Source organism: Microbulbifer maximicatervae (SeqCode) (assembly GCF_056231245.1).
Genome location: NZ_CP174334.1, coordinates 4,105,561 through 4,119,565 on the forward strand (window position 1 = coordinate 4,105,561; position 14,005 = coordinate 4,119,565).

The 14,005-nt window shown below is 50.5% G+C and carries 10 protein-coding genes; 3 read left to right on the forward strand and 7 right to left on the reverse strand.

The features are described from left to right. Positions 1 to 92: 92 nt before the first annotated feature. Together ACJJIS_RS17950 and ACJJIS_RS17955 are read left to right on the forward strand one after the other, a co-directional pair. A complete protein-coding gene (locus ACJJIS_RS17950; RefSeq protein WP_475708747.1) occupies positions 93 to 2,726 on the forward strand; it encodes a TonB-dependent receptor plug domain-containing protein in 2,634 nt (877 codons plus the stop codon). A gap of 523 nt (positions 2,727 to 3,249) precedes the next feature. Continuing rightward, on the forward strand, positions 3,250 to 5,961 hold the full coding sequence (locus ACJJIS_RS17955) for a TonB-dependent receptor plug domain-containing protein (RefSeq protein WP_475708748.1): 2,712 nt from the start codon (positions 3,250 to 3,252) through the stop codon (positions 5,959 to 5,961). Between the two features lie 62 nt (positions 5,962 to 6,023). On the opposite strand, the gene ACJJIS_RS17960 is transcribed toward ACJJIS_RS17955, so the two are convergent. Continuing rightward, the gene (locus ACJJIS_RS17960) at positions 6,024 to 7,160 is read right to left on the reverse strand and encodes a tetratricopeptide repeat protein (RefSeq protein ID WP_475708749.1); all 1,137 of its coding nucleotides are present in this window, start codon (positions 7,158 to 7,160) and stop codon (positions 6,024 to 6,026) included. Further along, positions 7,157 to 7,426: a hypothetical protein gene (locus ACJJIS_RS17965; RefSeq protein WP_475708750.1), complete on the reverse strand. Its 270-nt coding sequence runs from the start codon at positions 7,424 to 7,426 to the stop codon at positions 7,157 to 7,159. The genes ACJJIS_RS17960 and ACJJIS_RS17965 overlap by 4 nt, the downstream gene beginning before the upstream one ends. A gap of 117 nt (positions 7,427 to 7,543) precedes the next feature. Here ACJJIS_RS17965 and ACJJIS_RS17970 point away from each other — a divergent pair, with 117 nt between their 5' ends. Further along, complete coding sequence (locus ACJJIS_RS17970; RefSeq protein WP_475708751.1) at positions 7,544 to 9,076, forward strand: peptide MFS transporter; 1,533 nt, start codon at positions 7,544 to 7,546, stop codon at positions 9,074 to 9,076. A 62-nt stretch (positions 9,077 to 9,138) separates the two neighbouring features. Here ACJJIS_RS17970 and ACJJIS_RS17975 read toward each other — a convergent pair whose 3' ends face one another. The 5 genes from ACJJIS_RS17975 to lpxL all read right to left on the reverse strand — a co-directional run bounded on the left by ACJJIS_RS17975 (position 9,139) and on the right by lpxL (position 13,978). Further along, positions 9,139 to 9,969 carry a sulfite exporter TauE/SafE family protein gene (locus ACJJIS_RS17975; RefSeq protein ID WP_475708752.1) on the reverse strand — a complete coding sequence of 277 codons (831 nt, stop codon included), beginning with the start codon at positions 9,967 to 9,969 and terminating at the stop codon, positions 9,139 to 9,141. A 74-nt stretch (positions 9,970 to 10,043) separates the two neighbouring features. Beyond that, a complete protein-coding gene (locus ACJJIS_RS17980; protein WP_444895127.1) occupies positions 10,044 to 10,817 on the reverse strand; it encodes an MBL fold metallo-hydrolase in 774 nt (257 codons plus the stop codon). Further along, complete coding sequence (locus ACJJIS_RS17985; RefSeq protein WP_444895128.1) at positions 10,817 to 12,010, reverse strand: NlpB/DapX family lipoprotein; 1,194 nt, start codon at positions 12,008 to 12,010, stop codon at positions 10,817 to 10,819. The genes ACJJIS_RS17980 and ACJJIS_RS17985 overlap by 1 nt, the downstream gene beginning before the upstream one ends. 34 nt (positions 12,011 to 12,044) lie before the next feature. Continuing rightward, positions 12,045 to 12,920 (reverse strand): 4-hydroxy-tetrahydrodipicolinate synthase, encoded by an 876-nt coding sequence (dapA, locus tag ACJJIS_RS17990; protein ID WP_444895129.1) that lies wholly within the window; start codon positions 12,918 to 12,920, stop codon positions 12,045 to 12,047. Positions 12,921 to 13,012: 92 nt separating this feature from the next. After that, complete coding sequence (gene lpxL, locus ACJJIS_RS17995; RefSeq protein WP_475708753.1) at positions 13,013 to 13,978, reverse strand: LpxL/LpxP family Kdo(2)-lipid IV(A) lauroyl/palmitoleoyl acyltransferase; 966 nt, start codon at positions 13,976 to 13,978, stop codon at positions 13,013 to 13,015. Positions 13,979 to 14,005: the final 27 nt, after the last annotated feature.

Below are 14,005 nucleotides of genomic sequence, written 5' to 3' on the forward strand. Positions count from 1 at the left end.
GGGAGGAAAGTGACCACTTGGGGGTAGTCACTTTTAACGATCGCCACTTATGGCAAAAGACTATAAATCCAACGATCAAGAGAGGATTGACAATGAAAAAGAATCTCCTGTCCGCAGCTGTAAAAGGGGCCTTAGGTCTGACTGCAGCAGCGATCATGGTTCCGGCAATGCCTGCCTTTGCACAAGATGACGCTACCCTCGTTGAGGAAGTTGTTGTTACTGGCTCCCGCATTAAGCGCACCAATTTCGATGAAGCAGCTCAAGTAGTGAGCATGGACCGTGCCGACATTGAGGCCGGTGGCAGCCTGATGATTGCTGACACCCTGCGCAATACTCCCCTGAACTCTCTGGGTTCTTTCAGTGAGCGCTCCGGTAGCTCCGCTCAGTCCAACGCCACTGTTGACCTTCGCGGCCTGGGCGATCAGCGTACTATGGTTATGCTGAATGGTCGCCGTCTGCCTGGCTCCCCTAACCTGGGTGCAGCAACTGTCAACCTGAATATGATTCCGATGGCCGCTGTTGAGCGCATCGATATCCTTGCCGATGGTGCTTCCGCCGTTTACGGTTCTGACGCTGTAGCAGGTGTTGTGAACATGGTAATGCGCGAGAATTTCGACGGTCTCGAGTTCTCCGTTCGCCGTGGTGACCGTTCTGAGGATGATGGCTCTGAAGAGTCCTTCAGCTTTATCACCGGTATCAGCGGTGACCGTGGCAATATCACGTTTGCTGCCGAGTTTGACCGTCGTGACCCAATCTTCGATGGTGATCGCGATTACACAGCGCCTTGGATTCAGGATCAAAATGGCGATGGCGCGATAGATACATATATTGATACAGATGGTTATTCCTACTACGGAAGAACCATGCTGCTTTCAGACAGCACAACAGGCTACGAATCATACCGAGCTACTAATAGCTGTGATTCTGACTCAGTGTTCCAGGAGCAGGGTTCTAGCGTTTTCGGTGATACCGACGGAACTCTTTGTGCTTACCCTTACGGCAATATCTCAGCGAACAAAGCAGAACTGAAGCGCGTCAACACCTACATGACCGCCAACTACGAGATTTCTGACAAAGTAGAGTTCTTCTCCAACGTTCTCTTCTCGAAAGTAGAGTCTTTTGGCCGTTATGCTCCGCCAGCAGCTACCTGGTCTGACGTACCTGTAGACTATGCAGATAATCCGTTTACTACTGATGAAATCGACGCATTGATAGCCGACGGTACAATCACTGACGATTACACTCTGACTGGCTATTACCGCTGGACCAACATTGGCCCCCGTGACAACGTTGTTACTGACTACCAGTACGATGTTACCCTGGGGCTTCGTGGCGATCTGTCTGACAACGTGAGCTATGAAACCTACGTTCAAACCGGTCGTTACGAGTCTAAAGAGTTCGGTAGCTACTACCTGTCTTACACTGGCCTCGATTACGTACTTGCAAATGACATCGATCCCCTCTCCGAAGCGGGTGCCGATGCAATGAAGGCAAGTACCTCTCAGGACAACTTCACAGCCATGTCCAAAGCCTACGGTCATGTGCAGTTTGGTGTTGGCGACTGGTTCGGTGCAGGTGAGACCCTTGTCCTGACCGGTGCCGAAGCTTACAACATGGAATACGGTAACCAATACGACGCAGCCTCCGAAGCTGGTTACGTAGGTGGCAGTTCTGGTAACTCTTCCAGCGGTGATCGCGATGTAGTCGCCTTGTTCGCTGAAGCCATTATGCCAGTAACTGACGCAATCGAAGTTAGTGCCGCTCTTCGCTACGATGACTACAGTGACTTTGGCTCTAATGTTGCTCCGACCCTGTCTGCCAGCTACCGCGTTACTGACACCCTCAGCCTGCGCGCTCGAGTGGGTAAAGGCTTCCGTGCTCCGGCTCTTGACGAGCTGTACGGCCCATCGTCCTTCTCTGCTGAGAGTGCTACCAACCCAGTCACTGAAACCTACAGGCAGTGGGATATCTACTATTCCACTAGCGAGGACCTTGAAGCGGAAACCTCCACTTCTATGTCCATCGGCGGTAACTGGGAGTTCATCGACGACTGGACTCTGGACCTGAGCCTCTGGAACGTAGAAGTTGATGACGTAATCTATCAGCCAACTGTTCAGAGCATGTTCTATGCTTGGGCCTCTGGTGTCGAGCTGACAGAAGAAAGTGGCATTTACTTTACCGGTGATGGCTCCAGTGCTTCGACTGTTTTCTACTCTCAGACCACCAACGCTGGTGTTCTTGACGTAACTGGCCTCGATATTTCTGTTGATGGTAGCTTTGAACTTCCTTACGGACTTCTCTCACTTAGCACTTTGGTGAGCCACCAGTTGTCCTATGATACTGATGCCTACTACCAAGGCCCTGTTCAGGATGTTTCTGGCTTTAACCTGTACCCAGACTTCCGTGGTCAATTTGGTATTGGCTGGAGCATGGACCAACACTCTGTAGACCTGACTGTTGACTACGTTGCTAGTCACGATGAGTTCACCAATGTTACTGATAGTGGTGAGCTAGTTAAGAGTGGAGAAGACCTGGAGTCCTGGACCACAGTGAATCTGTCCTACAGCATCGATACAGAATCTTACGGCATGATTAAGATTGGTGCTCGCAACCTGACCAACGAAGATCCAGTTCTGGATAAAGATGGCAAGTTTGCTCGTGACCACTACAACCTATACGACAATACTGGTCGTGTATTGTACGCTGAGTACAGCATGAGCTTCTAAGAGTTAAACCTCTAAGAAGATCGAAAGGGTCGGCTTTGCCGGCCCTTTTTTTTAGGCGAGTCCACCACTCTATAACCCCCCCTAAAACCCATTAGCGACCGCAAACAAAGCACTCCCCCCACAAAGCCCCTCAACTTTACCCCTCATCCAAGCCACTTTTTCCAAGAGAAGAAGCGGTGAATTAGAAAAAAATATCGACTAACAAGTAGTAGCTCAATGCTTCAGCCAGCTTCACAAGCCTTAAATTTATAAGTTTCAGAAGAAAGACAAATTTCCTAACAAGCGAATTCCCTGAGTGACAGTTTTACCAGTACAGGAGGCTTGAGGCAGATGAGGCCCCGTAAAAAGTATAAGAATTAGCCAAATTAGCTAATAAACATACTCTCAAACCGGGCGTCGAGAGACTCCAAAAGTCCAAGAGTAGTTCCATATCCAAAAATAATGCATTAAAGTCAGGTCTGACAGCTTTTAATTAATATCATAAAAAGCACTATAAGTACCTTAAGTATAAGAAGGTTATATTATGATCAAGACCAAACTGAGCATTGCCATCGCTGCTCTTGGCACCCTCGCCAGCACTGGCATTTTTGCCCAGGAGTCCACTGATGTTGGCGCAGAAGTAGAAGAAGTAATTGTTACTGGTTCACGTATTGCTCGTGACCCTTTGTCCACTACTGGCCCAATCACTCTGGTTGACTCAGAAACCATTGCGCGTTCTGGCGTTGGCACCATTGACGAGCTGCTAAACCAGCTGCCATCCATGGGTACCACAGGCATCAACTCCAACGACAACAACGGCGGTGCCGGTTTGTCTTTCGTTGAATTGCGCAACCTGGGCTCTGCCCGTACCTTGGTTTTGGTCAATGGTCGCCGCTTTGTATCCTCCAGTTCTGGCGTTAGCTCGGCTGTGGATATGAACAACATCCCTGTGGATATGATTGACCGCATTGAAGTTCTGACTGACGGTGCCTCAGCGGTATACGGCTCTGATGCGGTTGCTGGCGTTATTAATATCGTAATGAAGGACTCTTTTGAGGGAGTTCGCATCAATGCCCGCGCAGGCGCAACCGAAGCTGGCGGCGGTGAAAATGGTGAAATTTCGATCACCTTTGGCGGTGAAAGCGATCGCGGCAAATTTATCGCCAACCTCAGCCACAGTAAACGTGATGAGATTACCTACAACGATCGCGATTGGGCAGAGCTCTACAGCTCTATGTCGCCCACCGGCAATATCTTCACCAACTACGGCTCTTTTAGTGTTGCTGATGATGGTGAAACCCTAACCGACTATTCCTCATACGATATCGGTCAATTTATGTGGCTCTCCGGTTCCATGGAACGTACCAGCCTGACCGCTAACGGCAGCTACTCAATCACCGATGCCGTAGAACTATACGGTGAAGGCTCCTATACCGTAAAAACCACCAACCAACAGTTGGCAGCCCAACCCATGTACAGTGGGAACGGCTTAAACCTGACCTCAGATAACGTATCAGATGAAATTGCCGCTCAGTTGGAAGAAGCCTGGCAGGAAGCGGAAGACCAGTATCAGATTGAACTAGCTGCTTATGAAGCCGCCTATGACGAGTGGGAATCGCAGGGCAGCCCTGACGGGTTGGAGCCCTCCGCCCCTGAGGCAACCCACGGTGACAGCTGGCAAGATGGCATCTCTGATATTCGTCTCCGCCCCGTTTCAGGCGGCACTCGAGACTATGAACAAAAAACGGAAACCTTCCGCCTTCTGGGCGGTGCCCGCGGTGATCTGGCGAATGGCTGGGGCTGGGATACTTTCCTGAGCTATGGCCGCAACGAGGGCGAAAACACCATCGGCAACTCTTACAACAAAACCCTACTGCAAGAAGTTATCGACGGAAATAGTGGCATCGCTGATGAGGATATATCCTTCCTCGGCGGAATGAGCGATGATGTTACCAACTACATCAGCTACACAGATCGCGAAGATAATGAGTACGATCTGATTAATTTTGGTGCAAGTTTAACCGGTGATATTGATGCTGTTCAGCTTCCTGGCGGCCCTCTCGGATTCGCAGCCGGTATTGAATACCGCAAAGAATCCGGTGAGTTTAACCCTAGTGAGGAAACCCAAAACGGCGATACTTTTGGTAACCAGCAAGACGCTACTGCTGGCGACTACTCAGTAACCGAGTTGTTCACCGAGTTCAACCTGCCGATTCTCGCCGGTGAAAAATACGCTGACGAATTGTCTATGGATATCGCCCTGCGCTATTCCGATTTTGACACCTTCGGTGGCCAGAGCACAGGGAAACTGGGTATTGTCTACGCCCCAACTGAAAACTTCCGTTTCCGTACCAGCTATTCAACCTCTTTCCGTGCACCGGGTATTTACGAGCTCTACAGCGGTACTTCTCAGAGCTACGAGTACCTGCTCGACCCCTGTGATACCAGCAGTTCAAATACTTCCGGGCAAGGCGCTAATTGTAGTGAAGTCGGGTCAAGCTTTACCCAGGCAGGATCTCAAATTGCTACCAATGTTGGGGGTAACGAGGACCTAGAAGCTGAGGAAGCACGTACCTTTACTGCTGGTATCGTCTGGACACCCTCTTTTGCTGAAGATCTCTCCATCACAGTGGACTACTACGACGTTGAAATCACCAACGCAATCGATAGTGCCGATCTTCAGCAAATTCTGGACGACTGCTACCGCGATGGTATTGCCGATGCTTGCGCCCTGATCGAACGCGGAGACAGTGGCCAGATCACATATCTGGAAGGCTCTCTGCTCAATATCGGTGAAATTAGAACCAAGGGTATTGACCTCGACGTAGTTCAAAACCTTTACTTTGACACAGGTAAACTCGCTCTGCGTGCCCAGGCTACTCGTCTCCTTGAGTATGAAATTTACAATACCGAGACTGAAGCCACTTCTGACTACCTGGATTACGTCGGTACCAGTAGCGGCGTCTACGTGAAATGGCGCGGCCTTGCTAGTGCAACTTGGTATGCTGATAACTGGGACTTTGGTATTGACGCGCAGTATTTGAGTGATGGCCAGAGTCCATATGTTGATGTTCCTTCACACACCTATCTGAACTTAAAGGCAGGCTGGGATGTGAACGACAACATGCGTCTCACTGCAGGAATCGATAACATCGCTGATCGCGAACCGTCGTACACTTCTAGCTGGTATGACGTGAACAGCAGCTATGACTACCAAGGTCGTTACGCTTGGGCTGGTATTAGCTACCAGTTCTAAAGTCAGGCCGAGAACCAATGTAAAAAGGGTGCCATAGGTACCCTTTTTACTAACGACTTAAATTAATCATCACTATTCAACAAACGATCCAGCTTTTGCTGATATACACTTTTCACCTCTGAGCTACTCACCAGCGAAAATGCTTTCTCAAAACTATTCCTGGAAGCCAATAAATCACCAAGGTTATATTGCGTTAGCCCAAGTAAAAAATGAAATCGGTGATCATCATCATTAGTCTTTATAGCTCGCCTTAGACGTTTTTCTGCATCCTGGTATTTTTTGTTTTCATAAGATTCGCGAGCTTGGTAATACAGGTAGTAAGGATTACGTTCCCTGTGAAATTTCACCCTATCAGCATAGACCCCAGCTAACTCATCACGTCCCGTGCCGCGATATAACCACTCTAGGTTACTGCTGGCAACCAGGTTATCCTCCTGTAAAACAAGGGATTGGAGATAGCTTTGCTCAGCCTCATAAAGATGGTCAAAACGACTATAGAAAGCCCCCATGTTAGACCAGAAATCACTTCTTTCAGGACGTAATTGCAAGGCTTTACGTAAATATAGAAATGCTTGCTCCTCATCTCCTTCACGAAGGAACTCCACACCTTTATTACTGTAATAAAGAGCGAATGCCGTAATATCGTCCAAAGTTCTCTGCTGATAAATAGGATCGTAAACTTCGAGATTGAGATCGATAATTCGTTGACCGCTTGGGTGCTCAGATACCATATTCACGTGACGATAAATAACAAAAGTCTCCGCCTCTTCCTGACTCCAGACAGGGGGGACATCGACTTCATTAAAGAAGGCCTCAACCCCTAACTCCCTAGCCATAGCAACCATCATCAGTGTAAAAGTTAAGCAGTTTCCCCGCTGCTGATAAAAGGCTTCCCTAGCAGAGAGGGTACTATTCGCATCATACTCAAAGAACAGCTCCCTTTTACTCACCGCGTTCGTCAATGCCTGAAGACGGTTATCAGGTATCGAACCAGGAGAAAGAGTATTTAGATATGAGCGAATTTCCGTATCAAGTTCTAAAAGCTGCTCGTCTGGCAGCTCATTTGTTCGAACAGATCGATTAAAAACAGCCTGTCCACTCAAAACAGAGTCGGTATCTACTTGTTTTGTGTGGATAATTGGATACTGGGAACAACCAACAATAGCCAGTATCAAAGCGACTATGAATAGCACCCTCACAGCGTTTCTCCCCCTAAATTTTGAACTGTAACAGGATTTATCACCAATTTAGGGGCAAATAGAGTGCCCTGGTACCATTTGCTTAAAATGCCCCACAACAGTTCGCCTGTTAAATAGACAGCTGGTAAACTTTCCAAGTTACGCAGGAGGTAGGCGCTACAAACATTTGGACCTTTGAGCTGGCTGGAAACACCCAGTCCAAACCAATGATCGATTCCGACCTCTTTAAACAAGAGCAATACAGGAAAAAAATAGTACTCTGACACACGGATGAATTACCTGGCTAGCCAAAGGGCACCGAAATTTCAGTTCCCTGGCCAGGCTGCCTTCCTAATATGCAACAGCATATTGCATTAGAGCTATAACAACTGGAATTTCAGCTTATGTCGTCAAATACAGACCAAAATGACGCCGGCTTTTTTGGCCACCCCAAAGGGCTCTCGACACTTTTCTTCACTGAGATGTGGGAGCGGATGAGTTACTACGGTATGCGAGCCCTGCTTGTGCTGTTTATGACAGCCAGCCTTCAGGAAGAGGGCTTGGCCTTTACCGTTGCAGCAGCGGGAGCTATTTATGGGCTCTACACTGGCGCCGTGTACTTCCTCGGCCTGCCCGGTGGCTGGATTGCAGACCGCCTACTAGGAGGACAACGCACCATATGGTACGGCGGCATCATCATTATGTGTGGCCATATTGTGCTCGCGATCCCAACCAGTTGGAGCTTTTTTATAGGCTTGATCCTTGTTGCTACCGGCACAGGCCTCCTCAAGCCCAATATCAGTGCAGCAGTTGGACACCTGTACCAACCAGATGATGTTCGCCGCGACAGTGGATACGCACTGTATTATATGGGCATCAATATGGGCTCAATCATCGGTTATGCCGTCTGCGGGTACTTCGGTGAAAATGTCGGTTGGCATTGGGGCTTTGGTGCCGCTGCTGTGGGGATGGCTATTGGCCTGATCCAGTATCGCCGCACTATCCACAATCTGGGGGACGCAAGCCTCAATCCCGAGAACCCGCTTTCGCCAGAAAAGGCAAAACTGGCTTGGCGCATAATTGGTGCTGTTGTAGTCGGTGTTGCAGTGATTACCGGCTTGGTGATGAATGGCACTATCACCATCAACCCGGTAGAAATAGCCAAGTACGTAGCTGTAGCCTTCACCCTGACCTTCCTTGCCTACTTTGGCTTTATCTACTTTGGCGGCCAGCTGAGCGGGTCAGAGAAAAAGAAAATGTGGGCGCTATTCCTAGTCTGTATAGCCTCTACCTTTTTCTGGTCGGGCTTCGAGCAAGCGGGCTCCTCACTGAACCTATTCGGCCGCGACTACACGGATCGCCTGATTGGCAGCTTTGAAATGCCAACCTCCTGGCTACAAAGCTTTAACTCCATCTTTATCATTACCCTGTCCCCCTTCTTTGCCGCGCTGTGGATTAACCTGGGCAAACGCATGATCACCCCATCCTATGGGCTGAAATGTGCACTTGGCCTGATCATCATGGCCAGTGGCTTCCTGGTAATGTTCTTTGCCGCTCAATACGCAGCAGCGGGCCTGAAAGTTGCTCCTTACTGGCTGGTAGCTACTTACTTCCTGCACACTGTCGGTGAACTCTGCCTGAGCCCGGTGGCCCTGAGTGCAGTAAGTAAACTTTCTCCTCGCCGCTTTGCTGGCCAGATGATGGGTGTCTTTGTTCTGACTTACTCTATCGGCAACCTCTTTGCCGGTCTTCTGTCAGGTAACTTTGATCCGAACAATGTTGCTGAGATGCCAAACCTGTTCCTGCAAATCAGCTTGTTCACAATCGGAGTGGGTAGCATCCTGGCCCTGATCAGTCTCAAGTCCAAGTACTGGGAAACTGACTCAGAAGCACCCCAGAATACTGCGACAGCTGAAGGCTCTACTAAAACGGCCTAATACTTAGCTGTATTCCAAAAAAAGGCCACTGCTATGCAGTGGCCTTTTTTATTTTCCCTCGCCTAAAGCAAGCCTTGTAACAGACCGACATTCAGCCAGATAAAGCGCACCCCAATAATAAACAGCAAAACGGCAAAGCAATGCTTAAGCATTTTGGGAGAAAGGCGATGGGCGAGATTGGCACCAAAGCGGGCAAAAAACGTGCTGGTGACAACGATTCCAAAAAACGCAGGCCAGTACACATAGCCACTACTCCATTCTGGTAGAAGCTGATTGCCCCAGCCCTGGAAACCAAAGCTCAGCGCACCCGCAACCGCAATGGGAAGACCACAAGCCGCCGACGTAGCGACCGCACGCTGCATCTTCACCCGGCAACGGGATAAAAATGGAACGGTTAGTGAGCCCCCACCGATACCAAAAATCGCCGATACCCAGCCGATAACTCCCCCAGCAGATAGCAATAACGATGACCTTGGCAAGTTGCCGGCCCCCTCCGTTAATTGATCGTGCCGGGCACCACTAAGCCACATCCTCACCGCAATCACGATCGCAAAGACGCCTATCAGCAGCTGCAGCCAGGCACCGGGGAGTAACTCAGCAGTGGCACCACCGGCCCAGGAGCCGATTAAAATGCCTGGAGCCATAATTCCAAAGATCTTCCAGTCCACCGCCCTTTTCTTATTGTGAGCGCGCACTGAACTGATTGAAGTGACAATGATTGTTGCTAGGGAGGTGCCCACAGCCATGTGGGTGAGGATTTCAGGGGATATCCCCATGGCGGTGAAAACAAAAACCAAGGCAGGAACAATGATCAGGCCACCACCTACGCCAAATAGTCCGGCAATAGTTCCAGCAGCAGCACCGACCAACAAATAAACCAGTAGTATTTCCATAGCCCACCCCGTTTAAATACGACAAACAATTTTGTCGCATTTAAACAGATATAAGCTGGGGATAGATAGCGACCTTAACTTCGGCTTTCCACTGTAAGCCAGTCAAATCCCTCCTGCTGACAGGCAAAAATACAGCTCTCCACTGTTTCGGTAACCTCTGCCAGGGCCTCCTTTGCCAGGGCAAGACTGTTATTTTTTTCACTGATATGGGCTACAACCAGGTGCTGTAGCTGTTCATAGCCAACACGCTGTAGAAAGCCAGCAGCCTGCTGATTACTCAGGTGGCCATAGGCGCCTCCAACGCGTCGCTTCAACGAAGGTGGGTAGGGTCCTTGAGCGAGCATCAGAGGATCGTGATTTGCCTCTAGAACCAAGGCATCACAATCACCAAAGTGCGCTTCAACATGAGGGGTGATAGTCCCCAAGTCCGTCAACAAGCCCAGACTGCTACCGCGACAGCGAAACACAAACTGCGCCGCCTCACGGGCATCGTGAGGAACCGCGACCGGGGTTATTTCAATATCAGCAACAACAAAAGGCTGATGCCCCTCAATTAAGTGCAACTCCGGTAACTTGCCAATATCACGCGCCTTAAAAGTACCGGGCGTCAGGTAGACAGGCAGGCCATATCTGCGCGCAAGTGGACCTACACCAGAGAGGTGATCACTGTGTTCGTGGGTAACCACAATCGCAGAGATATCAGCGGGAGACATACCGAGCCGCGCCATACGACGCTCGGTTTCCTTGATGGTAAAACCGCAGTCAACCAAAAGAAAGTGGTCGCCACTGGCGACCACTGTTCCATTGCCTTTACTGCCGCTTCCCAAAGAGGCGAAGCGCAGGCCCATTAAATAAGGTTCTGCTGGATAGATTGAAGCAGCTGGGAAGCTTCATTCTTTGAAAGCGGCTGTCCGCGAGTATCGCGCACGCGCACTTCAATCTCATCGTCATTGCCACGAATAACAATCAGATAACCGGGATAAGCCTCGCTTGTAGCGGTTCCTACTCCCAGGCCTTTGATTTCCTTGAAGAGAGCAGGTTCAGTACCCTCAGTCATATCAATACCAGCCAAGATCTGTTGTAGGCTTACCTGATCAGCGCTCTCTGCCAGCTCATCCTCATCGCTCTTGCTCCCCCAGGAGAACCAGCCTCCGTCGCTATCTTCTTCATCAGAAGCAAGTGCACGATCTTCATCGTAGGTGACGTAAAGAAGTCCAATATCGGAATCTTCACGGTGCAGACGATAAGCACCGGAGTTCACAGCATGAGCGACAGTAGCCCAGGCCCGGTCCATTTCGAGCCCCATTGCAATATAAGGCTCGTGACCAGCAGGTTCCCTCAACTGGACTTTAAGAGAGCTGCTACCAATCGCCTGGGCGACTAGAGAGGCTGTAGCAGCAGCTGTTTCTGACGCCAGAGCCGTGGACATTTCATCAATCATCCACCCTTCTCGCTCAGGGCTCGAAGAGCGGTCCGGCCAATTAACGCTACCGCCAACCGGGGCAGCAGAAGGCACAGACAAGTGGCGTACGTGAATCTCTGTCGTATCGGGTTGCACACCGGTTTCTACCTGCAAGCGATACTTATCTTTGGTGTCAGGGCTCTCTTTAAAGGCCATCCAGGTAGTTTCCATCACACCCGCATTGGCATCTGACATTTCTATACTCAAGCCTGAGCTGCGAAGGAATTGGTGCAACTGGGGCCACACCTCTTCAGGAGGCTGGGATACAAGCACCCAGCGATCTCCGCCGAGCTTTTGAATCTTTACTCTCTCCAGACCCGCATTCACTGAAAGCGCTTGAGGACGCGGAACTTCAAATTCCCCCTGGGCCAGCTGCTCCCCTGCAATCTGAGGGATCTCATAGAGTTCCTCCTGGTGCTTGGTATTAACACCTTCAGGTATCCGCAGAGGCGTCAGGCTATCAGCATGCTGGTAATCATTACTGCGATCGCGGAAATAGCCATCGTTGCCGAACACACCGCACCCTGCCAGCGTAATACTGGAGATAAAGAGCCCGGCTCCAACGGTCAATTTTTTCATTAAAGCTATCCTGGTTAATTCTCAGTTCGCGGGTTTAGAGTACACCGGCACTACGCAGAGCTTCGCGCACTGTTCCGTGGTGCTCAGGGGATAAACTTGTCAGAGGTAGGCGTATTCCACCGTCGACACGACCCATCTCCCGGAGAGCCCATTTCACCGGTATCGGATTGGACTCCAAAAACAGCACTTTGTGCAATATTTGTATTCGCTGGTCAATTGTCCGTGCAGTCACCGCATCACCGGCCAGCGCCGCTTCACACATTTGGGCCACTGCTGCGGGAGCCACATTAGCGGTTACACTAATATTTCCATGACCACCCAGTAACATTAGTTCAACCGCGGTACTATCGTCGCCAGAGTAAACGGCAAACCCTTCGGGCAGAGTATCTATTAAAACCTTAGCCCGCTTCAGATCACCGGTGGCTTCCTTGATGCCTACGATATTGCCGACCAACGCCAGGCGCTGTACCGTCTCCGGCAACATGTCAACTGCTGTGCGGCCGGGAACATTGTAGAGAATTTGGGGAATGGAGACAGCCTTGGCCACCGCACGATAGTGCTGGTAGAGGCCTTCTTGGGTGGGCTTATTGTAATAAGGTGTAACCAGCAGGCAGGCATCTGCACCACATCGGGCGGCATTCTCTGTAAGGTCAATCGCTTCAGAAGTAGAGTTTGCGCCAGTTCCAGCAATCACTGGCACTCGACCTGCCACTTGGTCCACAACACGTCGAATAACCTCAATATGCTCATTGAAGTCCAAGGTTGCAGATTCACCGGTAGTCCCCACCGCAACCAGTGCTCGGGTCCCCTGCTCGATATGCCACTCAACGAGGTTGTGCAGGCTGTCCCAATCCGGGCTTCCGTCTGCGTACATTGGGGTGGCCAGGGCCACCATACTACCGGTTAACATCCTCACTCCTTATTTTTTGCACTCCACCCGGAATACCACCGCCAGAGTCAGTTCAGTATGTTACTTAGGCCAGGGTATCTGCGCCAGTGCGACTAGCTCGCCACTCTTTTGCGTTTCTTTTTCTTTTTGCGTACCCCGTGATACACGCTTTCTGCCCCTTCAGGACGGGTCTTAAAACGGCGATGCACCCACATGTATTGTTCTGGGGCCTCGCGAATACGCGCTTCGATAAACTGGTTCACCAAAATGGCATCTTGCAGCTCATCTCCCGAAGGGATCTGATCAATAGGATCGTAAATCTTCAAACGGTAACCTGAGCCATCATCCAGTCGTGTCACCACATAGGGCACTACTTTGGCCTTACCGACCCTGGCGAACCGTGAGGTTCCCGTCACAGTCGCCGCCGGAACATCGAAGAAAGGAGCAAAGATCCCCTGCTTAATCCCATAATCCTGATCCGGAGCATACCAGACCGCACGCCCGCGCTGCAGGGCTCGCAATACCCCGCGCACATCTTTACGCTGATAAACACTGCCATTCTCAGTATGGCGCTCTCGCCCTTTGCGCTGCATGTAGTCATAAACCGGATTTTTGTGCGGCCGATACATGCCATCGAGAGTAATGCTCATCCCCATCATGGCGGCGCCGATTTCCAGGGTAGTGAAATGCATAGCCATCAGGAGAACGCCCTGGCCTTGGGCCTGGATGGCCTGCAGGGCTTCCAGCCCTTCAAAGGTAAAGCGTTTCTGTAACCACGCTGCAGAGCGAAACCAGGCCATGCCGGTTTCCATCAAAGCGATACCACTGGACTCAAAATTACGCCTAAGAAGTTCATCTCGCTCATCTTCCCCCAGCTCGGGGAAGCACAGCGCGAGATTGCGTTCAGCAATCGTGCGCCGGCTGGTAGCTACTCTTAGCATTAGGCGGCCAAACGCACGGCCCATGGCCAACTGCCAGCGATAGGGCAATTGCGCGATCAAAAACCATAGTGCAAAAAGCAGCCAGGTCAGCCAGTAGCGAGGATGCAGCAGCGCCGCGCGAAATCGGGGTTTTTCCATCAGATCTATATCAGGGTGTGGCGCCGA